Below are 24,471 nucleotides of genomic sequence, written 5' to 3'. Positions count from 1 at the left end.
GTTATAATTGATGGGTTGATGGTCTTATCCCAAATCGCATTTTTCATTGACATCTGCCAAGGCTTCATCGATGATTTTTTGGCTGACGCCTTTTTTACGCAGTTTTTCGATAAATAGCATGTCATTTGCCAAGGTGTAATCGCCATGATCACGGTCTAGACCTTGGCGGATATACAGGCGAATCAGCCCCTGAATGCGACCAAAGCCATGTACTTTTGCGGTCTCTTCCAGATACTGAATGATCTCTTCGGACAGACGCAAATGCACAGGGCGCATGATGGTTTGCGGACAATCGGAATAGCGGTTTTTAATATGCGGTGGTAGCATAATTTTATCCCTAGAATGGTTATAATGGCTTTGATTATAGCATGTTGGGGTGTGATGTCAAATCGGATCTGATTATTTGCTATTAAGATGGGTAATAAAAAACGCCCTTAGTAAATTACCAAGGGCGTTTCGAATTTGGCTCCCCAACCTGGGCTCGAACCAGGGACACACGGATTAACAGTCCGATGCTCTACCGACTGAGCTATTGGGGAATGTCGGTTATCTTATGCTCTGTGCTTAAGATGTGTGCTATTATAGCAGAAGTTTTTTATTTGTCAACAAATTTTTTGCAAAAAAAATCAAAAAAAATTTATCAAATAAATACCAAAGTACCGCTGCAAAGGGGTGACCATGAACCGTGAAGTTCAAGGCGGATAAGAGTCATGCTTATTACGGCTTCCTGATACATCAAAAGATGCAGGCATGCTCAACAAAGCAATGGAACCCAAATCCTAAAATAAGATTATCGGCTCAGGAATACGCTTCACTGGCGAGTACTCTAGTGGCGGTTAGTATAGCAAATTTCTTGGATTTTTCAAGCAATTTTCAAGCAAAAACGCCAAACGATTCGTTATCGTGATAAAAATTATGAAAAAATCACCACCATGCGTCAATACAATGCGTTGATGTAGTGTTTTGGTATAGTGCTTTGATTTAACAAATAAAATGGGCTAAAGTGAAAATTGTCAATTTGGCAATAAAACAGCCCATGCTAAAAACACCAAAGGCAATAACAAATAAAGGGTAATAAAAAATGCCCATTGAATGAACAATGAGCATTTTATAATTTTTATAATCAAACAAGCAAATTATTTGATTTTTGCTTCTTTGAACAAAACATGTTGGCGAACTTTTGGATCAAATTTTTTGATTTCCATTTTGCCTGGCATGGTGCGTTTGTTTTTGGTAGTGGTGTAGAAATAACCAGTACCAGCAGTAGAAACTAGTTTAATTTTATCTCTCATGATCGTATCCTTTAGCTATTTGATATGATGGGCAAAAATCAATTAGATTTTTTGACCTTGTGCACGCAGGTCGGCAAGTACTTTGTCGATACCATGCTTATCAATGATACGCATACCTTTAGATGAAACACGCAGACGCACGAAACGGTTTTCAGACTCTACCCAAAAACGATGGTTGTGTAGGTTTGGCAAAAAACGACGACGGGTTTTGTTGTTTGCGTGTGATACATTGTTGCCCACTTGTGGGCGTTTTCCAGTCACTTGACATACTCGAGACATGGTGAACTCCTAATCTTGTTGGCACGGATATTGAGCGGTATCAGGTGTGCCAGTCATGCTTTGGTGCCAGTTAATTGTGGTATGGACACGGCACGAATAAAGCAGAACTTTTTCATGGTTAGGCCACTTATTTCTTACCGTTAAAGGCGACGACAATCAAGAAGTAGCAGAAAAATTAAAACCTAAATTATACATAAAATTATCTGGCTTGACAAGTGATTTTCAAGCCAGACGGGGTAATTTTGTCAAAATTATGCTTTTGGTGTCAAAGCATTGGTCGGCATGCCGATGCCTTGCCAGCCGTAGTGCATAAAATTGCGGATATTGGCGTGGTCATCGCCATCAGGATTTGCCAAAACTGCACGATAATGCTCGGCAAATAGCGACAAAGTGTCCAATTGGTTCAGTCCGTGCAGCTTAGCAAGACCAAACACTTTGGCACTGCCTTCGTTAGTGCCAGCAGGGTTGTTTACTTCGCCATTGGCAAAATCAACAGGCTGATAATGGTAATTGGACTCGATAAAAGCAATCACATCAGTAAATGACAGTGTCTGATCGGCCACACCAGCCAAAATTTTTGAAATTTGTGTATTTGACATAATTTATCCAAAGTTATTCAAAATTATCCAAAGCTATCCAGCGTTGATTAGCGGTTGAAATAGTCATCATCATCAAATGACGGCGGAGCAAAGCTGCCAGGCTGCTCAAGATGGCCCATGTGCATTTGCATGGAGCGTTCGTGCTGGATACGCTGATAGATTTCTTCACGATGGACGGCGATGTCCTTTGGGGCATTGACGCCTAGGCGAACTTGATTGCCTTTAACGCCCAAAACAGTAACGCTGACTTCATCGCCAATCATTAGGGTTTCGCCAACACGGCGAGTGAGAATTAGCATAATATACTCCTTATGCGACGCCAAAATGCAGTTATTGTGTCCAGTGAATCCATGTTTATGGCAAATTGGCGTGGTTTTGTTGCGATTTTTGGAAAATTGAGTTCTTAAAAAAATATGCTCAACGCAACATTATAAATTGCATTGAGCAAATTGTCAGTACTTTTTTGGTAACTGTAGTATTTTATTTGGCATTTAAAAAATTACCAAACAAAAAGTTATCAAAGTAACCGTGCCAATGATCGGTTAAAATACCAATTATAGGCCTGCAACTTTACTTTCGCCATCTTGACGATCCAGACCAAAAGCGGTGTGTAGCTCTTTGACGGCTTTTTCTAGGTGCTGTTCTTGGATAAGTACAGAAACCTTGATTTCACTGGTAGAAATCATTTGTAGGTTGATGTTACTGCTTGCCAAAGTGTCAAACATTTTGCTGGCGACACCTGCATGAGAACGCATGCCCACGCCAACGATTGAGACTTTAACGACATTATTATCGCCAAAAATCTCGCTGGCACCGATGTCGTCTTTGACACGCTCATTCAGGATTTTTAGGGTTTTGTCGTAATCGCCACGCTGCACGGTAAAGCTAAAATCGGTAAAGCCTTCGTCCGAAGCGTTTTGGATAATCATGTCAATTTCGATGTTTGCCGCACTGACTGGGCTTAGGATTGCTGATGCAATGCCTGGGCGGTCGGGTACGCCACGCACCACGATTTTTGCTTCATCTCGGTTAAAAGCGATACCAGAAATTACCGCGCGTTCCATATCATCTCCTTCATCAATCGTGATAAGTGTACCTACATTTTGTTTAAAGTTGTCATCAAAAACGCCATCGGCATTGTCATCAAAACTTGACAACACACGCAGTGGCACTTGGTATTTGCCTGCAAACTCAACAGAGCGAATTTGTAGCACTTTTGAGCCCAGACTTGCCATTTCTATCATTTCTTCAAAAGTGATTTTTGACAGTTTTTTGGCTTTTGGTGTAACACGGGGATCGGTAGTATAGACGCCATCGACATCGGTATAAATTTGGCATTCGTCCGCTTTTAGGGCAGCAGCCAAAGCGACGCCTGTGGTGTCAGAGCCGCCACGACCCAGCGTGGTTACATCGCCATACTCGTTGATGCCCTGAAAGCCAGCAACCACCACGACACGACCAGCGTCTAGCTCGCTTTTGATCGCTTCGGTGTCGATGCTTTGAATGCGTGCCTTGGTGTGGGTGTCATCAGTATGAATGGCAACCTGACCGCCTGTCATGGATTTGGCTTGCACACCGATGGATTGTAGTGCCATCGACAGCAGCGAAATGGAGACTTGCTCGCCAGTGCAGACCATTTGATCGTATTCTCTGGGGTCTGGATCGTTGGTGATTTCTCTTGCCAATCCGATCAGTCGGTTTGTTTCGCCACTCATGGCAGAGACGACCACAACGACTTGATGACCGTTATCATGCCAGCGTTTGACACGCTCGGCAACATTTTTGATGCGGGTGATGTTACCCATCGAAGTCCCGCCGTATTTTTGTACAATTAGTGCCATTTACATTTGCCTTGTTTGACCCTACGGAAAATGATACTGCTTGATATTTGTTAATTTTATCCAAATCAGATGTGATTAAAAATAAAAAGCAGTATGTAAAATAAAAATTGCAAAAATAATAAAAGGATTACGCCAAATCAGCAGCCAGTTTGGTTTGTAGTGCTGCCAATACGCCAGCCAGCTTGTCTGATTTTGGTGCGCCACCTTGGGCAAAGTCAGGTTTGCCGCCGCCTTTACCGCCAAGCTCGCCTGCCAGATGGCGAATGATGTCGCCTGCTTTGGCTTTGTCTTGGGAGGATTTGGCAACGCTGGCTGCCAAAGCCAAATCGTCGGTTTCGCCAATCAGTACAATCACCGCATTCTCCAAGCGAGATTTTAGCGTATCAACCAAGCCACGAATGCTCTTGCCGTCAATGCCAGCGACTTTGGCGACAAGCAGTTGATAATCGCCAATGCTTTGGGCGTTATCCAGCAGGCTGATTGCTTGCATGCTTGCCAGTTTTTGGTTTAGCTGCTCGATTTGTTTTTCAAATTCACGCTGTTTGTCGCTTAGGCTGGTGATGCGTGGCAAAATTTCATTACGCTTGGCTTTTAGGTTGTTTGCCAAAGTCGATAGTGTGCGTTCGCCAGCTTGAATATAACGCAACGCCCCCATGCCAGTCAAGGCTTCGATGCGGCGAATCCCTGCAGCGATACCGCTTTCAGAGACGATTTTAAAGATGCCAATGTCGCCTGTTTGTAGCACATGCAAGCCGCCACACAGCTCGATAGAAAATGGCGTTTGGTCTTGTTTTTCGCCCATGGTCAGTACTCGGACGGTTTCGCCATATTTTTCGCCAAACAGTGCCATCGCACCTTTTTTCATCGCCGAATCGATGTCCATATGCTCGATGCTGACGGCGGTGTTTTTTTGGATTTGTTCATTGACCAAGCGTTCAACTTGAGCCAACTCATCGGCGCTGATTGAGCCATCATAAGAAAAGTCAAAACGCAGCACTTCGCTAGATACCAATGAGCCTTTTTGGGCGACGCCTGTACCTAGTACGGTGCGTAGGGCGGCGTGCAGCAGGTGTGTGGCTGAGTGGTTTTTGGCAGAAGCACGGCGGACATCGTCAATCACTTGGGCAGCAGCGGCTTGTTTGCTTTGAATTTGTCCCATCTTGACCGTGCCATGATGAATGATGGCTTGGCCAGATTTTTTGGTGTCTTCAACGGCAAATACGCCACTTTCGGTACTGATTTCACCAGTTTCGCCAACTTGACCACCACCTTCGGCATAAAACGGCGTAGCGGTCAATACGATAACGCCTTGGTCGCCTTCGTTAAGTTCTTGGACTTCTTTGCCGTCTTGATACAGGCCAAAAATTTGCGACTCGGCAGCCAGTGAATCATAGCCCAAAAATTGGGTTGGTGTTTCAACTTTGATGGCGGCGGTGTAATCGATGTCAAATTTGCCAGCATCACGGGCCCGCTCTCGTTGGGTTTGCATATGCGTCTCAAAGCCGTCTTCGTCAATGCTGATATTGCGTTCACGAGCGATGTCGGCGGTCAAGTCCACGGGGAAACCGTAAGTGTCGTACAGCTTAAACACCGTTTCACCGTCCAAAGTGTCGCCATCGCTAAGTTTTTCAAGCTCGCCAGACAATAGGCGTAGACCTTGAGCCAGCGTTTTGGCAAATTGCTCTTCTTCTTTTTGGATAGCGTTTTGGATTTCTTGGCTTTTTTCGATCAGTTGCGGATAGGCTTCGCCCATTTCATGAACCAAAGCAGGAACCATTTGGTAAAAAAACGCACCATCAGCACCCAGTTTGTTGCCATGACGCACGGCACGGCGAATGATGCGGCGTAGCACATAGCCACGGCCTTCGTTACTTGGGCGGACGCCGTCAGCAATCAAGAACGAAACGGCACGGATATGGTCAGCGATGACTTTTAGTGATGCCTGTTCGCTATTGGTGATGCCTAGGATTTTGGCGGCAGCATTCATCAAATTGACAAAAATATCCACTTCGTAGTTGCCATGCACGCCCTGCATGATGGCACTGATACGCTCTAGCCCCATGCCAGTATCCACCGATGGCTTTGGTAGTGGCTCTAGCGTACCGTCTTTTTGGCGATTAAACTGCATAAAGACGCAGTTCCAAATCTCAATATAGCGGTCACCATCTTCTTCAGGCGTACCGGGCAGGCCACCTGCGATATGCTCGCCGTGGTCATAAAAAATCTCAGTACAAGGGCCGCAAGGGCCAGTATCACCCATCATCCAAAAGTTATCGGATTGATACGCACCGCCTTTGTTATCGCCAATGCGGATAATCCGCTCAGGGGCAAGTCCGATGTCTTTATGCCAAATATCAAACGCTTCGTCATCGGTATGGTAAATGGTTACATACAGACGCTCTTTGGGTAGGGCAAGCCATTGATCGGAAGTCAAAAATTCCCACGCAAAAGCAATGGCATTGGCCTTAAAATAATCACCAAAACTAAAATTACCCAACATCTCAAAAAAGGTATGATGGCGAGCGGTGTAGCCGACATTGTCAAGGTCGTTGTGCTTGCCGCCAGCACGCACGCATTTTTGGGAAGTTACCGCACGCACATAATCTCGCTTTTCAAGACCTAAAAAAGTGTCTTTAAATTGGTTCATGCCCGCATTGGTAAATAGCAAAGTGGGGTCATTGTGCGGAATTAGGCTCGATGATGGCACATGGGTGTGGTTTTTGCTTTTAAAAAATTCAATAAACGCTTTACGCACTTCGTTTAATTGCATGGTTTTCATAAAAAATCCTTTGCCAAACGGCAGGTTCTGTCTTTGTCAAATTCAAGCAGATGGCAGCTTGGTTGCATGGGTTTGCTGGTATTGGCTGGTAGGCGATATCCGCTCATCACGGACGCAGTTGCTGTTATCAGCTAAAGATAACCAACGCTTTGCCATAAACGCCTAATTTTAGCACAAAAGATGGCAAATGTAAGCGATTTATGCATGCTTGTACAAATTTTTCTAAGCTGCCGCCTAAACCACAAAAAATTTATGGATTTTTTTGAAAAAGTACTTAACATTTGCATCAAAAAAGTGTATAAATACAGTATTCCACACAGTTAATGGGGGTTTGTATGAATTTTCCTTTGTTTAGTGCCATTTTTTCGATTGCTTTTACCGTGATTATCGGCATTTTGATTATCGTGGCGGTTGTTACTGGTTTTGATAAAGGTATGTATATTTTGGGTGCAATTGCGGTTGGGGCGGTGATCAGCTTGCCTGTGGCGGTGGTGGTTACCAAAAGAATCAGCCACTTAACTGGCGGCAATCCCAATAAAAAAGCCTAAAAATCACAATCCAATCGATTGCTTGATTTTAAATGCCAATAAAAATGCCAAAGCACCCCAAGGTTTGATAACTTTGGGGTGCTTTGTTTATCTAAATTTTAATTTTAGATAGCCTTATTTAGACAGATGGTCTTTTAGGGCTTTGGCTTGAGCGTCGGCATTGCCAATATAAGTGGCAGGGGTCAGCTCACGCAAGCGAGTTTTGTCGGCACTTGGTACGGCGTTTAGCTCATCACCATCAACAAAATTCACCATCATCTCACGAGTCATCGCTTGGCCACGAGTCAAGGCTTTGAGTTTTTCGTACGGTTTTTCGACATTGTAGCGACGCATCACGGTTTGGATTGGCTCGGCAAGCACTTCTTGGGCGTTGTCCAAATCTTCCAGCAGGCGATCAGCGTTTAGCTCAAGTTTGCCAATACCTTTTAGACAAGCTTCAAAGGCGATTAAACTTTGGGCAAAACCAACGCCCATGTTGCGTAGCACTGTGGAGTCGGTCAAATCACGCTGCCAGCGAGAAATTGGCAATTTTTCGCCTAGATGTGCCAAAATGGCATTAGCGATGCCCAAATTGCCTTCAGAGTTTTCAAAGTCAATCGGATTGACCTTGTGCGGCATGGTTGATGAGCCAACTTCACCTTCTTTTAGTTTTTGTTTAAAATAACCCAAAGAAATATAGCCCCAAACATCACGGTTAAAATCAATCAAAATGATATTAAAACGGCGTAAAGCATCAAACAGCTCCGCCATATAATCGTGCGGCTCAATCTGTGTGGTGTATGGGTTAAAGGTCAGACCCAGACTTTCGACAAAACCTTGAGAGTGCTTTGCCCAATCAATCTGTGGATAGGCGGACAGATGGGCGTTATAGTTGCCGACTGCACCGTTAATTTTGCCTAACAATTCGGTGTTTTTAAATTGTTGGATTTGGCGGTGTAGGCGATAGGCGACATTGGCCATTTCTTTGCCCAGTGTGGTAGGACTGGCGGTCTGTCCGTGCGTGCGTGATAGCATCGGCTGCTCGGCGTGCGTTTGTGCCAGTTTGGCAATTTCATCAATGATATTTTGCATCGCATCGACCAGCACATCACGGCCAGCCTTGAGCATCAAAGCGTGCGATAGGTTGTTAATATCTTCTGAAGTGCAGGCAAAATGGATAAATTCACCAGCATTCGCCAGCTCGTCAATATTGGCGATTTGCTCTTTTAGGAAATATTCAACCGCCTTGACATCATGGTTGGTGGTGCGTTCGATTTCTTTGATACGCAGGGCGTCAGCTTCGCTAAAATTCGCCACAATCGCATCTAGATGGGCATTGGTTTGGCTTGAAAATGGTACTAACTCTTCAATTTGTGGGTGATTGGCAAGGGCTTGCAGCCAACGCACTTCAACGGTAACACGGGCATGAATCAAACCAAATTCGGACAAAAAAGGACGCAGGGCATCGCATTTTGACGCATAGCGACCATCAAGCGGAGATAGGGCGGTAAGGGCGGATAATGACATAAGATTTCCTAAAATATGGGTTAAACGATGGGCAAACCATGAATTTAAACCACGAATGAAAAATAACGATTAATGAGCAGTTAAGTATAGCAAATTTGAATTTTTTTTTAAACCTATCAATTTTTAAATTTTTGCCCAATTGGTTTGGCTTTGGTGTTTTATTTTTGAGTTGTTTCTTAGTTGTTTTGGATTGGTTTTTGATAGATTTTAATTTTATTTTAAGATTGTTTTATTGATTTTATTAATAGTGGCTTTTATGATAAATACCACTGAATAAAATTTAAGCCATGATTTAAAATATCACAAATATTTTACCGATAATCATTAATGAGTATCGATAATTACCAATAATCATCAAAAAAAACCGCCCAATCCTATCATCAATCATGGGCGGTTTGGCAGATTTATGAATTTTTATTAATTTTTATCAATAAATGATTTACTTATATTGGGGAATGGGAGCGTTCAAATCGGCGTTCATATGCTCAATCACGCCCCCACCAAGGCAGATTTCACCGACATAAAACACGCACGATTGACCTGCGGTAACGGCACGCTGCGGCTCATCAAAGACCACTTTAACTCGCCCATCATCGCAAGCAAACACCGTGCAAGTTTGGTCAGGTTGGCGGTAGCGAGTTTTGGCGGTGCATCGCAGCCCATTTTGGCGAATCTCAGATGGCTCGCCACCGACCCAGTCCAGCTTATAGGCGACAAGTTCGGTGCTTTGCAGCCAAGGGTGGTCATGACCCTGTCCGACAATTAGGCGGTTATTGTCCAGATCCTTGTGCAGCACAAACCATGGCTCTTCTGGACGGCCAGAGACGCCGCCAATGCCGATGCCACCACGCTGACCGATGGTATAATACATCAAGCCATCATGCGTGCCAATTTTGATACCGTCATCGGTAAAAATCTCACCTTTTTTGGCAGGCAGATAAGTTTGCAAAAAATCCTTAAATTTACGCTCACCGATAAAGCAAATGCCTGTCGAGTCTTTTTTCTTGGCGGTGGCAAGTTCGTATTGCTCAGCAATGGCTCGCACGGCAGGTTTTTCAAGTTCACCCACAGGAAATAGCGTTTTGGCAATCTTATCGCCAGCCACAGCGTGCAAAAAGTAACTTTGATCTTTATTATTATCAAGACCACGCAACAGCTGGGCGATGCCATCTTTGGCATGGCTGCGGCGAGCATAGTGGCCTGTGGCGATAAAATCCGCTCCCAAAGTCATCGCATAATCCAAAAATGCCTTAAATTTCACTTCTTTATTGCACAAAATATCAGGATTTGGCGTGCGTCCTGCCCCATATTCTGCCAAAAAATGCTCAAACACCCTGTCCCAATATTCCATCGAAAAATTGGCGGTGTGTAGCGGTATGCCGATTTTATCCGCCACCGCTTGAGCATCGGCCAAATCGGTCATGGCGGTGCAGTATTCGGTGCCGTCATCTTCTTCCCAGTTTTTCATAAATAGGCCTTCGACACAAAAGCCAGCTTGCTTAAGCAAAACCGCAGCAACAGAGCTGTCCACACCGCCAGACATACCGACAATGACTTTGATGTCTTTTGGGTCTTTGTTTAGACTGGGGGCGACATCGGATAATTTAAAAGCATTCATAATGTTATCTTAATATTAATTGGGTAAATTGATTTGCCAAACCGCTGCGATATTTGCCAATCATCAAACAAATATCAAAGCACATATTAAATCTGTCAGCAAGTTGGGGCATCAATGCATCAATTTGGCTTTGTTAGGGCATTATAGCATTTGTAGCAATATTTTGTGTTATAATCGCAAAATTTCAAGGCATTTGCAATTTTGGGGGATTTTATGCTAAAAATCGGTCAAGGCTTAGATGTTCATGCGTTTTGTGAAGGTGATTTTGTAACGCTTGGTGGTGTAAAAATTCCCCACACGCACGGCATCAAGGCACATTCGGACGGCGATGTGATTTTGCACGCTTTGGCGGACGCACTTTTGGGGGCGTTGGCTTTGGGTGATATTGGGCAGCATTTTCCTGATACTGACCCTGCTTTTAAGGGAGCGGACAGCAGGGTGCTACTAAAACATGTGTATGATTTGGTGCAAATGCACGGCTACACGCTTGGCAATGCTGACATCACGGTGATTTGTGAGCGTCCAAAAATCGCTCCGCACAATGCCGCCATGCGTGAAACCATCGCAGGCGTGCTGGGCGTGGGTGTGGACTGCGTGAGTATCAAGGCAACCACCAACGAAAAAATGGGCTGGATAGGGCGTGGCGAAGGCATTTGGGCAAGTGCGGTGGTTTTGCTTTTTAAAAAGTAATTTTTAAATCATACTTTTAAATCATATTTTTACTTTAGATTTTACCACTTTTGTGGTATCGGACGGTATGGCGATTTTTGATAAAATGGGGCAAATGCCGAGCGTTTTAGCAAGCGTTTGAATTAACACAATCGATTTTAACCGTGCTGATAAATGATGAGTTTTACACAAAAAGCCTTGTAAAAATCGCCATTTAGCCCCATAATAACCAAAAATTCCCAAATGGAGAACATTATGACCGACATCAATCCAGAAATCAAAACTTTGATCGAAAATCAAATCAAAGACCATGCTGTGCTGCTGTATATGAAAGGCACACCACAATTCCCACAATGCGGCTTTTCGGCGCGTGCGGTGGAAGTGCTGACCCAAATCGGCCGCCCATTTGCGTTTGTGAATATCTTGGAAAATCCAGAAATTCGCAGCACCTTGCCACTGATTGCCAACTGGCCAACCTTCCCACAACTTTGGGTAAATGGCGAGCTGATCGGTGGTAGCGACATTATCCTACAAATGTATCAAGCAGGCGAGCTTAAGCCTTTGATTGAAGAGCATAGCCCACTAGCCTAAGTTTTGGATACACAAAAACGGTCATTGTGGCCGTTTTTTTATTGTCATTCATCGCCCAATCGTGAGATAATGCCTAGTATTAATGTTTAAGCATTCATGCTTTTTGCATGGTTTGCCAGATTTTGCCAATGTTACTGATATTAATATTGGTATTGATATTGGGTAAAAATTTCGCAGTTTTATAGTTTTTTTTAGCTTTGCAATTTCGCAGTTTGTAATTTTATCACCAAGGAAAAATTATGAGTATCGAGCCGACCGACGCACAGCGACGCATTATTTATCAAGCACGCCGTGGCCTAAAGGAATTGGATTTTTATATCGATCCTTATGTCAAGACGCATTATTTGTCAGCCAGTAGCGATGAGCAGCAGGCTTTTGAAGATATGCTAAAATATGAAGATCCAGATTTGCTGTTGTTTTTTATGGGGCAAGACACGCCTGATGAGCCAAGCGTGACGGCGTTGATTGCCAAAATGAAACAATTGCGTCATGCCGAATAACCATACAGACTGATTAAATTAGTGGATAAATTGACAATCTGAATGCTATCAAATCCCAAAAATGCCCTAACCATAGACATCACACTTCGCCCAACAAAAGCAGGCGTGTGGCTGTGGTGGGGCGTGATTGCACTGGTGTGGCTGCTTTGCTTGGCGGCGGATTTGTCGTGGTGGCAGTGGCTGATTTTATTATTAATAACCATTTTTATTAGTCATTATTATCAAACTGGGCGAGCCAATGATATCCAAAAATTCAGCACACGCCAGATTGATGGCGTCTGGCTCTTGGCAGGCACGGCATCGACACGCCACGCACCAAAGCCACCAAGAGCCATCGTTTATCAAGCCTATCTACAAAAAATCACGGCGGTGAATTTGGGCATCACGCAGGCGGTTATTCTGCAGTTTTTTGTGATTTTGCCCAAAAAATCACCAAAAACACTGATGATTTTTGGTGATCAGCTCACGCCAAGCGAACGAAGTCAGCTGTTGGCATTGGCAAAATTATACGGCAAGTAATGCCACAAATGCCATAAATACTACCCAAGCCAAATATCAACAGTTTATTAAAGTTTATTAAAACTGACAAACAACCAAACAGCACAAAAGAGAACATCATGCCAAATTTAGCTTTATTTGACCTAGATATGACCATGCTTAATGTCGATAGCGATCATAGCTGGGGGCAATTTATCGTCAATAAAGGACTGGTCGATGCCAAAATTTATGCCGATGCCAATGATAAATTTTATCAAGATTATATTGCAGGCACGCTCGATGCGGTGGAATATAATGAGTTTGTGGCGGCATTTTTAAAGACACAAACGATGGTGGATTTGCTGGCTTATCGTGAAGAATATCTAAATACTTGGATACGACCAAATATGCGACCCAAGGCGATGGAACAAATCCAACACCACAAAGAGCAAGGTGATACGGTGGTGGTGATTAGTGCGACTAATGACTTTGTGGTTGTACCGATTGCGGAATTATTTGGCGTGGACGGTGAGCATACTTTGGCAACTCGCTTACAGGTGGTGGATAACGCCTACACAGGCAAGGTGGCAGATCGCCCAAATTTCAAAGATGGCAAGATTTATCATTTAGAAAATCTCATCAAATCCTATCAACAAAAAGGCATACATTTTGACAAGCTCATCGCTTATTCGGACTCAAAAAACGATATTCCGCTCTTAAGCTATGCCGATGAAGCGGTGTGCATCACGCCAGATGCGATTTTATTGGCACACGCCAAAACTCAAGGCTGGCAGGTGCGTGATTGGTCAATGTAATCGGTGGTATAAGTGGTGTCAGTGGCACAATTGGCATCATTAATCTAAATTGAATTGATGGCAAAAAGCAATTGATAGTAAAATGCAACCAATGGCAAGTTGATGATAAATTTGCTATAATTTGCCGATTGTTTTTATTTTTATTCTGTTTTTAAATGTAAGTTGGAATCGTTATGGAAATTGCACAATATCAAGAACAAATCAAAGACTTAGCCAGCCGTGGCCAAGAACTTCGGGGGTATCTTTGACTTTGAGACCAAAAAAGAGCGTCTAGAAGAAGTTAATCTAGAGCTTGAAAATCCAGAAATTTGGAATAACCCTGACGAAGCCACCAGAATCAGCAAAGAAAAATCCGTACTGGACGGCATCATCGGCGTCATCGAAGGGCTGGACGCCAGCTTAGAAGATGCGATAGCGATGCTGGAGCTGGCGGTCGAAGCCGATGACGAAAGCCTACTGGCCGATGTGCAAGCCGAGTTGGACGCCGCTGCTGATAAGGTTGCTGATTTGGAATTTAAGCGAATGTTCAGCGGTGAGATGGATGCCAATAACTGCTATTTGGATATCCAAGCAGGCTCAGGCGGCACCGAAGCCCAAGACTGGTCGCAGATGCTACTGCGAATGTATCTGCGTTGGTGCGAAAGCCACGGCTTTAAGGCGGAAGTAATGGAAGTGTCCGAAGGCGGCGTGGCTGGCATCAAGTCTGCCACCATTGCAGTGAAGGGCGATTATGCCTTTGGTTGGCTACGCACGGAGATTGGCGTGCATCGCTTGGTTCGCAAATCACCATTTGACAGCAATAACGGCCGCCATACTTCATTTGCGGCGGTGTTTGTCTCGCCTGAGATTGACGACAATGTTGAGATTGACATCAATCCTGCCGATTTACGCATTGATACCTATCGCTCAAGCGGTGCAGGCGGTCAGCATGTCAATACCACCGACTCTGCCGTGCGTATTACGCACCAGCCAACTGGCGTGGTCGTGGCGTGCCAAAATGAGCGTAGCCAGCACGCCAACAAAGACACCGCCATGAAAATGCTGCGTGCCAAGCTGTACGAGCTAGAAATGCAAAAACGCATGGAAAAACAACAAGCACTCGAAGACAGCAAGTCCGACATCGGCTGGGGCAGTCAAATTCGCTCTTATGTGCTGGACGACTCACGCATCAAGGACTTACGCACAGGGGTTGAGAACTCAAACACTGGAGCGGTACTGGACGGTGATTTGGACAGATTTATCGTGGCAAGCCTTAAGGCTGGGTTATAACTGGCTAATCATTGAGCGATAACTGGGCAAATTTGCCAAATAATCGTCCGTTTTAGCCATCAAAACATCGCCAACCATGGCGGTGTTTTTGCAATTAAAATATGACTATTGGTTTTCAATATGGCAAAAAAAGAAATTAAAACCGACCTTTGGGTTTACGAGCTACTGAAAGAAGCAGAATTGGATTTATGCCCACAGGGCAGCGATATTAGCGAGCTGGATAAGGCGTTGAAAACCGCATCCAAAGCCCAAACAGGCAAAGCGGGTTATCCTGAATTTTGCGGTATTGTGAAAGATTTTGTGATTGTGATTGAAGATAAAGCCGATGTTGCCGATCATATCAAACGGGATACGAATAACTTAATTTGTCAAACTACGGCGAGTTTAAAAGATTTTGCCGTCAATGGTGCGTTGCATTACGGTATTCATTTAGCGAAAAACACAAGCTACAAAAAAATTATCGCTATCGGCGTATCTGGCAATGAAAAACGCCACAAAATTTCACCGCTCTTTATTAATGAACGTGGCGAATATAAAGAGCTGGAAGACGTTGAAACCTTTACCTTATTTAATCAAAAGAATATCGGTGAGTATTACACCAAAAATATCTTAAAAGAACAAACCGATGAAGAAAAAACCACGGCTGAAATTCTAAAAGATGCCAAAGAATTACACGAAGATTTACGCAACTACGGTAGCATTCAAGACAAAGATAAACCTCTGATTGTGTCAGGCATTTTGCTTGCGTTGCGTGAAATAGAGCATAAAAACTTTGATATTGGCAATTTAAACGGCGACGATATTAAAACCGACGGGCAGAAAATCTACGAAGCCATACAGGCAAATTTAGATCGGGCCCAAGTTAAACCACAAGTAAAAAAAGATAAATTGCTCAGTCAGTTTTTAGTGATTCGTGATACCAAAGCCATCAACGAAATTAACGCAACCTTGGGTAAAACCCCGCTCAAACATTACACCCAATTTATCTACGATCATATTTATAAAAACATCAAATACATCCATTCCGCCGAAGATTATTTGGGGCGTTTTTACGGCGAATTTATGTCTTATTCAGGGGGCGACGGGCAAACCTTAGGCATTGTGCTTACTCCACGCCATATCGTTGAACTGTTTTGTGAACTGATTGATCTCAAACCGACCGATTCAGTCTTTGACCCTTGTTGCGGCACGGCTGGTTTTCTGATTGCCGCTATGCACCATATGTTGCAAAAAACCGATAAAGACAGCGAAAAACGCAATATCCGTAAAAACCAACTGCATGGCGTAGAGTTACAGCCCTATATGTTTACCATCGCCACAACAAATATGATTTTGCGTGGCGACGGCAAAAGCAACTTAGAGCAAGAAGATTTTCTCAAACAAAATCCCGCACAATTACAGCTTAAAGGGTGCAACATCGGTATGATGAACCCGCCTTATTCGCAAGGTTCAAAGGCAAACCCAAATTTATACGAAATTTCCTTTACCGAACATCTGCTGGACTCGCTGACTTCAGACGGCAAAGCCATTGTGATTGTGCCGCAATCGTCTATGACGGGCAAAACCAAAGAAGAGCAGGCGATTAAAGAAAATATCTTGAAAAAACATACCCTTGAAGGGGTGATTACGCTGAACAAAAACACCTTCTACGGCGTAGGCACCAACCCTTGTATTGCCGTATTTTCAACAGGCATTCCCCACGATAAAGATAAGCTCGTCAAATTTATCAACTTTGAAAATGACGGCTTTGAAGTGCAAAAACATATCGGTTTGGTTGAAACCGTCAGTGCCAAAGACAAAAAACAACACCTGCTAGATGTTTGGTTCGGACGCATTCAAGCAGAAAGCAAATTCTGCGTCGAAACCACCATAGAAGCCGAAGACGAATGGTTGCATTCTTTTTATTACTTTAACGATGAAATCCCAAGCGAAGCGGATTTTGAAAAAGTCATCGCTGATTATCTGACCTTTGAAGTCAATATGATTACCCACGGCAGGGGGTATTTATTTGGATTGGAGAGCGATAATGAATGAGTTGAAATTAACGGATAAGGAGTGGCTTAGTTTCTTTATTGGTGGGACGGGAGGTATTTTTAGTATTCGGGCAACTAAAAGTGGCATTGATAAAAATAAACTGAATACAGATGAAAATGGAAAAACACCTTATGTAACTCGCAGTGATATAGATAATGGCATTAATCTATTTGTACCCGATGAACAAATGCCTAAATACAAAAAAGATGAAGGAAATGTGATCACCATCGGTTTAGATACGCAAACCGTTTTTTATCAAAAAAACAGTTTTTGGACTGGGCAGAATATTCAGGTCTTAAGCAATGATAATTTAAATCATTGGATTGCTATGTTTATTATCCCACTCTTGAAAATTCAAATGAAAAAATTTTCTTGGGGTAGCACAGGAGCAACATTGGGTAGATTAAATCGTACAAGAATAATGCTACCAGTCAATTCAGACGGCTTACCCGATTGGCAGTTTATGGAAGATTTTATCAAGCAAAAAGAACAAAAACAGATTGCCGAATTAAAAGCGTATTATGCCGATAAAGCCGTAGAATTGATGATTTCCACAGGCAGCCTAAAAAATACGTGGTGGCGGGAATTTGCTTTTTCCGAGATCTTTGTTGAAGTTCAACGTGGAAAACGCCTAACCAAAAGCAATCAACAAGACGGACAAACACCTTATATTTCATCTACCGCGGCTAATAATGGCGTAGATAATTTTATTGGTAATTCAAAGGGCGTTCGCACCTTTGAAAACGGTTTAACCTTGGCAAACAGCGGTAGCGTGGGTTCAACGTTCTTTCATCATTACCGCTTTGTCGCCAGCGATCACGTTACCGCATTAATGTTGGAACAACCGAATAAATATGTGTATTTATTTTTATCGGGCATAATTAAAAGACTGGAAGAGAAGTATTCATTTAATCGTGAGATTAACGACAAACGCATTCAACGTGAAAAAATCCTACTTCCCATTAATTCCGATGGCTTGCCCGATTGGCAGTTTATGGAAGAGTTTATCAAAAAGATCGAGCAGGATAAAATCGCCACGGTATTAAGTTATTATGAAAAATCCTTAAATAACAATAACTTGCGGGGGGGGGGTAGATCCTTGGAGACCATTTGAACAACGTTGGATCGCCTTTGCGATACAGGATATTTGCGAGATTATTTCAGGGCAGGATATTTATGAACGTGAGCGTATATCTGGAAATACGCCATATATCACGGCGACGGCAAATAATAATGGCATTGGTTATTTTGTTTCCAACCAAAATTCAACTTTAGAAAAAGATTGTATTTCCGTGAACCGAAATGGTTCGGTAGGATATGCATTTTATCACCCTTATAAGGCTTTATTTGGCAATGATACTCGTAAGCTGAGACCTAAGTATTTAAATAAATACACGTCTTTATTTATTACTATGTGTATTGAAAAGCAACGGATTAAATATGGTTATGGCTATAAAATGGGGACTGAACGTTTGAAAAAACAAAAAATCCTGTTACCTGTTAATGCCGACAACCAGCCCGATTGGGACAGCATTGAAGCCTTTATGCGTCAGATTGAATTGAAAAAAATGATTGCATTAACTTGTTATTACCAACAACGATGTCGTTGATAATACTTAATAAGGTTTAAAAATCCCCACAAATATTTGCTTTGGCTATTTATTTTATTTGTATATAATGCTAAAATCCCAAGAGCATTAGCTAACAAACGGTATATATTTATAAGGAGACAGTATGTCTATTGAGCGTATCCGCCACGCAGGTCTGCGTGACAAAGTCATGAGTGCCGAGCAAGCAGCCGAGTTTGTCAAAAATGGCATGAACCTAGCGATCACCGGCTTTACTGGTGCAGGCTACCCAAAAGCCCTACCAACCGCCATCGCCAATAAAGCCAAAGCCTTACACGCCCAAGGCGAAAAATTCAGCATCGGCATGGTAACAGGTGCATCGACCGCCCCAGAGTGTGATGGTGTGCTGGCTGAAGCCAATGCATTGCATTTCCGTTCACCTTTCCAATCTGACCCAACGCTGCGTAACGGCATTAACGCTGGTAATATCGCCTACCAAGACATGCACCTATCGCATGTTGAGCAGCAGATGCGTCAAGGCTTTTATGGTGAGTTTGATATCGCCATCATCGAAGCTGCTGGCATCACCGAAGATGGTAAAATTATCTTTGCCATGGGTATCGGCCACGGCGTTGAAGCGGTCAAAAACGCCAAAAAAGTCATCATTGAGATTAATGAAGCACTAAGCCCCGGCCTAGAAGGCATGCATGATGTCTATGCCGAAGTGGGTCTGCCACCACACCGTAAGCCAATTCCGATTATCGGATCGTTTGACCGTATCGGTGTGCCAGCACTAGAATGTGATGCTGATAAAATCATCGCCATCGTACTGACTAACGCTGGCGACCGCAACTCTAAGTTTGCTGAGCCTGACGATGTGTCTAAGCGTATCGCTGCTCAAGTGATTGATTTTCTTGATCACGAAGTCAAAGCAGGCCACCTACCAAAGAGCCTATTGCCACTACAATCAGGTGTGGGCAATGTCGCCAATGCGGTGATGGCAGGATTGCTTGATGCGCCATTTGACGACCTAGAAGGCTATACCGAAGTACTACAAGATGGTATGCTTGATTTGATTCTTGCCAAAAAGATGAAAACCGCATCAGCCACCGCCTTGTCATTTAGCCCAGACGCTTTGGCTCGCTTTAACGAAAACATTGAGTTCTTAAAGGACAAAATTATCCTACGCCCAATGGAAATCAGCAATAACCCAGAAGTTATCCGCCGCCTAGGTGTCATCGGCATGAACTCGATGATCGAAGCGGATATCTATGGCAATGTAAACTCAACGCATGTGATGGGTACTCGCATGATGAACGGCATCGGCGGTTCTGGCGACTTTACTCGTAATGGCTTTTTCTCATTCTATGTCAGCCCATCGACTGCCAAAGGCGGTGCAATCTCTGCCATCGTGCCGATGGTCAGCCATCACGACCACACCGAACATGATGTGATGTTTATCGTTACTGAGCAGGGCATGGCGGATCTGCGTGGCAAATCTCCACGCCAGCGTGCCAAACTGATTATTGATAACTGCTCACACCCTGATTATCGTGATATGCTGCGTGATTATTATGATCGTGCAGAAGTTGCCAGCCGTGCTGCAGGCGGCGTACACACGCCACACCTGTTGCTAGAAGCACTATCATGGCATCAGCGTTTTGTTGAAACTGGTGATATGCGTATCAAATAATCCGATTGAATCATTGGATAATCAAACCATTTGATACCCAGCACAAAAGCCGTCCAAATTTTTGGGCGGTTTTTTTTAATTGATGATTTGTGAGCGGTCAATCAATTGATAAATCTAAATCCATCATCGCCAGTCAAATCGCTATGGGCTTTTGCAAGCTGGGTTTATGACCCATCAGTCAGCTGGCTGTGCTTGCATTTGGTGGTGTGATTGGCTATTTTATTAGCACAAGATTGGTATATATTTGTAGATTTTGATTGATTTATAAGGAATAAATATGCAATACACCGCACCACTTCGTGACATTCGCTTTGTTATGCATGAGCTATTAGACAGCCAAGCACATTATCAAAATTTGCCAAGCTATGGCGACTTGGATACCGAGACCATCAATAGCTATTTGGAAGCGGCTGCCGACTTTGCTCAGACGGTCATCTCACCGCTAAACCGCACAGGCGATATCGAAGGCTGCCGCTTTGATAACGGACAAGTGTTTACACCAACAGGCTTTAAGCAGGCTTATGAGCAGTATTGTGAATTGGGCTTTTCGGCATTGACCGCCGAGCCTGAATATGGCGGCATGGGCTTGCCAACTTCGCTATCAAGTGCGGTGAGCGAAATGATGGGAACGGCGAACTGGTCGTTTGCCATGTATCCGGGGTTATCGCATGGGGCAATTGCCACCATTGAGCATCACGGCACTGGCGAACAAAAGGCGATTTATCTAGAAAAGCTCAACACAGGCGTGTGGTCTGGTACGATGTGCTTGACCGAGTCGCATGCAGGTTCGGATTTGGGCATTATCAAAACTCGTGCCGTGCCAAACGATGACGGTAGCTATGCCATCACTGGACAAAAAATCTTTATCTCAGCAGGCGAGCATGATTTGACCGAAAACATCATTCATATCGTGCTGGCTCGCTTACCAGATGCTCCTGCTGGTACAAAAGGCATTTCGCTATTTATTGTACCAAAATTTTTGGTCAATGCCGATGGCTCGGTGGGTGAGCGTAATGGTGTGGTGTGTGGTTCGATTGAGCATAAAATGGGCATCAAGGCGTCCGCCACTTGTGTGATGAATTTTGATAGGGCGACCGGCTATCTGATTGGCCCAAAAAATCGTGGACTAAATGCGATGTTTACCTTTATGAATGTGGCACGCATTGGCACGGCAATTCAAGGTCTGGCAGCGTCTGAATTTGCCTTTCAGGGGTCGCTGGCTTATGCCAAAGATCGTGGGGCGATGCGTGCTTTGTCAGGCATTAAAGAACCGAACAAAGCCGCCGATAGCATCATTCATCACCCTGCCGTGCGAAATATGCTTTTGACCCAAAAGGCATTTGCCGAAGGTGGCAGAGCATTGGTTTATTATCTGTCGCAGTTTGCCGATGTGGTTGCCAAAGGTGAAAATCCAGCCGAAGTCAAATTTGCCGATGAGATGCTGTCGCTATTGACACCGATTGCCAAGGCGTTTTTGACCGAAACAGGCTACGAAGCGGCCAACCACGGCGTGCAAGTTTATGGCGGCCATGGCTATATCAGCGAATGGGGCATGGAACAAAATGTCCGTGATACTCGCATTGCCTGCCTATACGAAGGCACGACAGAGATTCAGTCGCTGGATTTGCTTGGTCGTAAGGTGCTTGGTTCACAGGGCAAAATGCTTGCCAATTTTACCAAAATTATCCATAAATTCTGCCAAGAACACGCCGAAAATGACGAAGTGGGGGCGTTTGTCCGTCCTTTAATTAAGCTAAACAAACAATGGTCAGATGTGACGGCACGCATCGCCATGCAATCGACCCAAAACCCCGAAGCCATCGGTGCGGCGGCGGTGGATTATCTGCACTTTAGCGGCTATGTAACTTTGGCGTATCTGTGGGCTCGCATGGCAGTGCTTGCCAAGCAAAAACTGGCGACACTGGACGCAGATTTGGACAGTGATAAATCGGTGCATGGCGATTATGGATTTTATGATGCCAAGGTCAAGACTGCCGAGTTTTATTTTGCCAAGCTGCTGCCACGCCACGCTGTGCATATTGCTCGCATTAATGCTGGCGAAGATAGCTTGATGGCGATGCACATTGAGCAGTTTGCTTTTTAATTAATTCAAATTGATTTAACTGATTTATCCATATTTATCCACAAAATCGGTTTGGTGAGTGATTTAAAACGCCATTGAATTTAACAAAACTGCTTTAATTTAAAATATATTTAAAATATGATTTTATTTAAGCAGATTTTAACAATAAAATGACTTTTAAAAACCATCAAACCGACAAACCTGATGCAAAAATAAGGAAATTTTATGACTTTACAATATACAGCCCCTTTGGACGAGATGCGTTTTACCCTAAAAGAAGTGTTTGATGCACCGCAATTTTGGGCAAATACCGAAAAGTTGGCACATGTGGACGAAGACACGGTGGACATGATTTTGGAAGAAATGTCAAAATTTGCCACCGAAGTGCTACTACCGCTCAACCAGTCTGGCGACCAAGAAGGGGCAAAGTACTTGGGCGATGGTCAAGTGGCGACGCCGACAGGTTTTAAAGAAGCGTTTCGTGCTTATGCTGATGCTGGCTGGATTGGGCTGGGCGGCGACCCTGAGTTTGGTGGGCAGGGCATGCCAAAAATGGTAACGATGCTGACCGAAGAGATGCTATTTGCCACCAACCAATCTTTTGCTCTGTATCCGAATTTGACAGTGGGAGCAAGCCTGTGCCTGTTGGCGGTGGCAAGTCAAGAGCAAAAACAGCAATACCTACAAAAGCTGTACGAAGGGCAATGGGCAGGGACGATGTGCCTGACTGAGCCACATGCAGGGACGGATTTGGGTATTATCAAAACTCGTGCCGTGCCAAACGATGACGGCAGTTATGCCATCACTGGCACTAAGATTTTTATCACTGGCGGCGAGCATGATTTGGCGGATAATATCATTCATCTGGTGCTTGCCAAAACGCCAAACGCACCTGCTGGCTCACGGGGTATTTCGCTGTTTATCGTACCAAAATTCTTGGTCAATGCTGATGGCAGTCTGGGCGAGCGTAATGGCGTGCAGGCAGGCTCAATTGAGCATAAGATGGGTATTAAGGCGTCTGCCACTTGCGTAATGAATTTTGATGGGGCGACTGGTTATTTGGTCGGTCAAGAAAATGCAGGGCTTGCGGCGATGTTTGTGATGATGAATTATGAGCGTGTTACCATGGGACTGCAAGGCTTGGGGGCGAGCGTCTTGGCATACCAAAACGCCACACGCTACGCTTGCGATCGCCTGCAAGGTCGTGCTGATACAGGCGTGGTCAATGCCGACAAGCCTGCCGACAGCATTATTCATCATGCCGATGTCCGCCGTATGCTACTAAATGCCAAGGCGAACAGTGTAGCAGCACGCACCTTTGCGATGTATGTCGCCCAAAATCTGGACATTGCCAAATTCTCAGACGATGCCGATGCCAAGGCTGCTGCTGCTGGCAAAGTGGCATTATTGACACCGATTGCCAAGGCTTTTGTAACCGACAAATCTTTTGATGCGGCGATTGATTGCCAGCAAGTGTTTGGCGGTCATGGCTATATCAGCGAATGGGGCATGGAGCAAATCGTGCGAGATACTCGCATTTCGCAGATTTATGAAGGCACAAACGGCATTCAGTCGCTGGATTTGTTGGGTCGCAAAGTCATCAAAGATGGTGGCAAGGCGATGACGGCATTTTTGCAAGAAATCCGCCAAGCAGCCGAGCAAGCCCCAAATCATGCCATCACGGCAGCAGTACTAGATGCTGCTGACGCTGTGGCTGATTTGACGGCAGCGATGCAAGACGCCGCCCAAAGCGATGCCAACGCCATCAATGCCAGTGCGGTGGATTATCTGCACGCTGTCGGCTATTTGTGCTATGCTTATATGTATCTGTTGATTGTCAAAGCCTGCGATGGCAAAACTGGCGATTTTTACGAATCACGCCGTAAACTTGCTGAGTATTTCGTGGCTCGCAGCTTGCCTGACTTGTACGCACACGCACAGATGGCAAAAGCAGGCTCAAGCAGCATCATGGCGTTTGATGCTGAGTTTTTTGCATAAATTTGATGCTTTGCACAACTCAATTTTTATAAAAAGTCAATATCACATTTAACAAATTGGCCAACAAATCAACAAGGGCAGATGATGAAATTTGCCCTTGTTTTTGTTGTGTTTTTGCTTGCATTTTTGTCTGTATTTTTGCTTATTAAATATTATCAAACATTTAAAAATTATTAAAAATCAACAAGATTTTGATACAATTTTTGAGCAAAATTTGCTCGCTGTCATTTGGCAATTATCGCCAAGTGTGGTACATTAGCATTAATTTTTTTATAAATTTTGACCATTTATCAAATAAATCTTTGTGGAGTT

21 protein-coding genes, 1 tRNA gene, 1 other RNA gene and 1 pseudogene are annotated in these 24,471 nt (G+C 44.0%); 13 read left to right on the top strand and 11 right to left on the bottom strand.

Features of this window, described 5'->3' with window-relative positions; translation table 11 throughout:
* Positions 1-24: 24 nt before the first annotated feature.
* The 9 genes and pseudogenes from ACFBZI_RS00700 to alaS all read right to left on the bottom strand — a co-directional run bounded on the left by ACFBZI_RS00700 (position 25) and on the right by alaS (position 6,790).
* Positions 25-327: a CopG family transcriptional regulator gene (locus tag ACFBZI_RS00700; protein WP_375714559.1), complete on the bottom strand. Its 303-nt coding sequence runs from the start codon at positions 325-327 to the stop codon at positions 25-27.
* A gap of 136 nt (positions 328-463) precedes the next feature.
* Positions 464-539, bottom strand: a tRNA-Asn gene (locus tag ACFBZI_RS00695).
* A gap of 105 nt (positions 540-644) precedes the next feature.
* Positions 645-836: non-coding RNA, 6S RNA (gene ssrS, locus ACFBZI_RS00690), on the bottom strand.
* A 300-nt stretch (positions 837-1,136) separates the two neighbouring features.
* Entirely contained in the window at positions 1,137-1,292 is a 156-nt protein-coding gene (rpmG, locus tag ACFBZI_RS00685) for a 50S ribosomal protein L33 (protein WP_078253122.1), read from the bottom strand.
* A 42-nt stretch (positions 1,293-1,334) separates the two neighbouring features.
* Positions 1,335-1,571: a 50S ribosomal protein L28 gene (gene rpmB, locus ACFBZI_RS00680; protein WP_076554403.1), complete on the bottom strand. Its 237-nt coding sequence runs from the start codon at positions 1,569-1,571 to the stop codon at positions 1,335-1,337.
* A 251-nt stretch (positions 1,572-1,822) separates the two neighbouring features.
* The gene (locus ACFBZI_RS00675) at positions 1,823-2,170 is read right to left on the bottom strand and encodes a HopJ type III effector protein (RefSeq protein WP_375714558.1); all 348 of its coding nucleotides are present in this window, start codon (positions 2,168-2,170) and stop codon (positions 1,823-1,825) included.
* Positions 2,171-2,301: 131 nt separating this feature from the next.
* Positions 2,302-2,469: pseudogene (csrA, locus tag ACFBZI_RS00670) on the bottom strand (carbon storage regulator CsrA); the annotation flags it as partial.
* Between the two features lie 255 nt (positions 2,470-2,724).
* Complete coding sequence (locus tag ACFBZI_RS00665; protein ID WP_375714557.1) at positions 2,725-4,011, bottom strand: aspartate kinase; 1,287 nt, start codon at positions 4,009-4,011, stop codon at positions 2,725-2,727.
* A 127-nt stretch (positions 4,012-4,138) separates the two neighbouring features.
* Positions 4,139-6,790 carry an alanine--tRNA ligase gene (gene alaS / locus ACFBZI_RS00660; protein WP_375714556.1) on the bottom strand — a complete coding sequence of 884 codons (2,652 nt, stop codon included), beginning with the start codon at positions 6,788-6,790 and terminating at the stop codon, positions 4,139-4,141.
* A 335-nt stretch (positions 6,791-7,125) separates the two neighbouring features.
* On the opposite strand from alaS, the gene ACFBZI_RS00655 reads away from it, so the two are divergent.
* Positions 7,126-7,338: a hypothetical protein gene (locus ACFBZI_RS00655; protein ID WP_375714555.1), complete on the top strand. Its 213-nt coding sequence runs from the start codon at positions 7,126-7,128 to the stop codon at positions 7,336-7,338.
* A 114-nt stretch (positions 7,339-7,452) separates the two neighbouring features.
* Here the strand turns inward: ACFBZI_RS00655 and purB are convergent, their stop codons facing one another.
* Both purB and mnmA read right to left on the bottom strand, forming a co-directional pair.
* On the bottom strand, positions 7,453-8,844 hold the full coding sequence (purB, locus tag ACFBZI_RS00650; protein WP_375714554.1) for an adenylosuccinate lyase: 1,392 nt from the start codon (positions 8,842-8,844) through the stop codon (positions 7,453-7,455).
* 439 nt (positions 8,845-9,283) lie between these two features.
* Complete coding sequence (gene mnmA / locus ACFBZI_RS00645; protein ID WP_375714553.1) at positions 9,284-10,462, bottom strand: tRNA 2-thiouridine(34) synthase MnmA; 1,179 nt, start codon at positions 10,460-10,462, stop codon at positions 9,284-9,286.
* Between the two features lie 213 nt (positions 10,463-10,675).
* Between mnmA and ispF the strand changes: the two genes are divergently transcribed.
* The 12 genes from ispF (at position 10,676) to ACFBZI_RS00585 (ending at position 24,159) form a co-directional block, all read left to right on the top strand.
* Entirely contained in the window at positions 10,676-11,152 is a 477-nt protein-coding gene (ispF, locus tag ACFBZI_RS00640) for a 2-C-methyl-D-erythritol 2,4-cyclodiphosphate synthase (protein WP_375714552.1), read from the top strand.
* A 234-nt stretch (positions 11,153-11,386) separates the two neighbouring features.
* Complete coding sequence (gene grxD / locus ACFBZI_RS00635; RefSeq protein ID WP_375714551.1) at positions 11,387-11,722, top strand: Grx4 family monothiol glutaredoxin; 336 nt, start codon at positions 11,387-11,389, stop codon at positions 11,720-11,722.
* Positions 11,723-11,961: 239 nt separating this feature from the next.
* Positions 11,962-12,222 carry an FAD assembly factor SdhE gene (locus ACFBZI_RS00630; protein WP_375714550.1) on the top strand — a complete coding sequence of 87 codons (261 nt, stop codon included), beginning with the start codon at positions 11,962-11,964 and terminating at the stop codon, positions 12,220-12,222.
* Positions 12,223-12,264: 42 nt separating this feature from the next.
* Positions 12,265-12,741 (top strand): hypothetical protein, encoded by a 477-nt coding sequence (locus ACFBZI_RS00625; RefSeq protein WP_375714549.1) that lies wholly within the window; start codon positions 12,265-12,267, stop codon positions 12,739-12,741.
* Positions 12,742-12,839: 98 nt separating this feature from the next.
* Positions 12,840-13,514 (top strand): HAD family hydrolase, encoded by a 675-nt coding sequence (locus tag ACFBZI_RS00620; protein ID WP_375714548.1) that lies wholly within the window; start codon positions 12,840-12,842, stop codon positions 13,512-13,514.
* A gap of 173 nt (positions 13,515-13,687) precedes the next feature.
* A protein-coding gene (gene prfB / locus ACFBZI_RS00615; RefSeq protein WP_375714547.1) for a peptide chain release factor 2 occupies positions 13,688-14,783 on the top strand; the annotation gives its coding sequence in 2 pieces (ribosomal slippage) (positions 13,688-13,759 and positions 13,761-14,783; 1,095 coding nt in all).
* A gap of 120 nt (positions 14,784-14,903) precedes the next feature.
* Positions 14,904-16,817 (top strand): HsdM family class I SAM-dependent methyltransferase, encoded by a 1,914-nt coding sequence (locus ACFBZI_RS00610; protein WP_375714546.1) that lies wholly within the window; start codon positions 14,904-14,906, stop codon positions 16,815-16,817.
* Entirely contained in the window at positions 16,810-17,931 is a 1,122-nt protein-coding gene (locus ACFBZI_RS00605; RefSeq protein ID WP_375714545.1) for a restriction endonuclease subunit S, read from the top strand. The genes ACFBZI_RS00610 and ACFBZI_RS00605 overlap by 8 nt, the downstream gene beginning before the upstream one ends.
* Positions 17,885-18,427, top strand: coding sequence for a restriction endonuclease subunit S (locus ACFBZI_RS00600; protein ID WP_375716273.1), 543 nt, complete (start codon positions 17,885-17,887; stop codon positions 18,425-18,427). The genes ACFBZI_RS00605 and ACFBZI_RS00600 overlap by 47 nt, the downstream gene beginning before the upstream one ends.
* A gap of 124 nt (positions 18,428-18,551) precedes the next feature.
* The gene (scpC, locus tag ACFBZI_RS00595) at positions 18,552-20,078 is read left to right on the top strand and encodes a succinyl-CoA:acetate CoA-transferase ScpC (protein WP_375714544.1); all 1,527 of its coding nucleotides are present in this window, start codon (positions 18,552-18,554) and stop codon (positions 20,076-20,078) included.
* Between the two features lie 277 nt (positions 20,079-20,355).
* Entirely contained in the window at positions 20,356-22,182 is a 1,827-nt protein-coding gene (locus tag ACFBZI_RS00590; protein ID WP_375714543.1) for an acyl-CoA dehydrogenase C-terminal domain-containing protein, read from the top strand.
* Between the two features lie 204 nt (positions 22,183-22,386).
* The gene (locus ACFBZI_RS00585; RefSeq protein ID WP_375714542.1) at positions 22,387-24,159 is read left to right on the top strand and encodes an acyl-CoA dehydrogenase C-terminal domain-containing protein; all 1,773 of its coding nucleotides are present in this window, start codon (positions 22,387-22,389) and stop codon (positions 24,157-24,159) included.
* Positions 24,160-24,471 lie beyond the last annotated feature (312 nt).

The sequence above is a fragment of the Moraxella marmotae genome, assembly GCF_042219885.1.
In the GTDB taxonomy this organism is placed as follows: domain Bacteria; phylum Pseudomonadota; class Gammaproteobacteria; order Pseudomonadales; family Moraxellaceae; genus Moraxella; species Moraxella marmotae.
This window is presented reverse-complemented; position numbering and strand designations above follow the sequence as displayed.